This window comes from Streptomyces sp. NPDC056128, assembly GCF_042263835.1.
Taxonomy (GTDB): Bacteria; Actinomycetota; Actinomycetes; order Streptomycetales; family Streptomycetaceae; genus Streptomyces.
This window is the reverse complement of record NZ_JBHJVQ010000070.1, coordinates 1-1898: the sequence shown is the minus strand read 5'-3', so window position 1 is coordinate 1898 and position 1898 is coordinate 1. Positions and strand designations below refer to the sequence as shown.

Sequence of the window (1898 nt, the reverse complement as noted above, 5' to 3'; positions counted from 1 at the left end):
GCATACCGCCGAAGTCGTGTCATTGCGATATATACCCCCAACGGGGATCGTGATGGGTAGGGGAGCGTCGTGTGCCGGGTGAAGCAGCCGCGGAAGCGAGTTGTGGACGGTTCACGAGTGAGAATGCAGGCATGAGTAGCGATACAAACGTGAGAAACGTTTGCGCCGATTGACTAAGGGTTCCTGGGTCAAGCTGATCTGCCCAGGGTAAGTCGGGACCTAAGGCGAGGCCGACAGGCGTAGTCGATGGATAACCGGTTGATATTCCGGTACCCGCTGTGAAGCGTCAAACATCGAGCATCGTGATGCTAAGGCCGTGAAGCCGCCCTGATCTCTTCGGAGTTGAGGGGAGTGGTGGAGCCGCCGGACCAAGCGGTTAGTAGGTGAGTGATGGGGTGACGCAGGAAGGTAGTCCATCCCGGGCGGTGGTTGTCCCGGGGTAAGGGTGTAGGCCGCAAGGTAGGTAAATCCGCCTTGCATACGGCTGAGACCTGATGCCGAGCCGATTGTGGTGAAGTGGATGATCCTATGCTGTCGAGAAAAGCCTCTAGCGAGTTTCATGGCGGCCCGTACCCTAAACCGACTCAGGTGGTCAGGTAGAGAATACCGAGGCGTTCGGGTGAACTATGGTTAAGGAACTCGGCAAAATGCCCCCGTAACTTCGGGAGAAGGGGGGCCACACCCGGTGACGAGTCTTGCACTCCGAGCTGGGGGTGGCCGCAGAGACCAGCGAGAAGCGACTGTTTACTAAAAACACAGGTCCGTGCGAAGCCGTAAGGCGATGTATACGGACTGACGCCTGCCCGGTGCTGGAACGTTAAGGGGACCGGTTAGCTCCATTTCGGTGGGGCGAAGCTGAGAACTTAAGCGCCAGTAAACGGCGGTGGTAACTATAACCATCCTAAGGTAGCGAAATTCCTTGTCGGGTAAGTTCCGACCTGCACGAATGGCGTAACGACTTCTCGACTGTCTCAACCATAGGCCCGGTGAAATTGCACTACGAGTAAAGATGCTCGTTTCGCGCAGCAGGACGGAAAGACCCCGGGACCTTTACTACAGTTTGATATTGGTGTTCGGTTCGGCTTGTGTAGGATAGCTGGGAGACTTTGAAACTCGCACGCCAGTGTGGGTGGAGTCGTCGTTGAAATACCAGTCTGGTCGTGCTGGATGTCTAACCTGGGTCCGTGATCCGGATCAGGGACAGTGTCTGATGGGTAGTTTAACTGGGGCGGTTGCCTCCTAAAGAGTAACGGAGGCGCCCAAAGGTTCCCTCAGCCTGGTTGGCAATCAGGTGTTGAGTGTAAGTGCACAAGGGAGCTTGACTGTGAGACCGACGGGTCGAGCAGGGACGAAAGTCGGGACTAGTGATCCGGCGGTGGCTTGTGGAAGCGCCGTCGCTCAACGGATAAAAGGTACCCCGGGGATAACAGGCTGATCTTCCCCAAGAGTCCATATCGACGGGATGGTTTGGCACCTCGATGTCGGCTCGTCGCATCCTGGGGCTGGAGTCGGTCCCAAGGGTTGGGCTGTTCGCCCATTAAAGCGGTACGCGAGCTGGGTTTAGAACGTCGTGAGACAGTTCGGTCCCTATCCGCTGTGCGCGTAGGAGTCTTGAGAAGGGCTGTCCCTAGTACGAGAGGACCGGGACGGACGAACCTCTGGTGTGCCAGTTGTCCTGCCAAGGGCATGGCTGGTTGGCTACGTTCGGGAGGGATAACCGCTGAAAGCATCTAAGCGGGAAGCCTGCTTCGAGATGAGGACTCCCACCCCCTTGAGGGGTTAAGGCTCCCAGTAGACGACTGGGTTGATAGGCCGGATCTGGAAGCACCGCAAGGTGTGGAGGTGACCGGTACTAATAGGCCGAGGGCTTGTCCTCAGTTGCTCGCGTCCACTGTGTT

General features: G+C 57.2%; 1 other annotated feature (running past one end of the window).

Annotation, left to right across the window (positions count from 1 at the left end):
- Positions 1-1876, top strand: a sequence feature (mutual gap in cmsearch alignment for this rRNA model is longer than 100) (it extends 853 nt beyond the left edge of the window).
- The last annotated feature ends 22 nt before the right edge of the window (positions 1877-1898 follow it).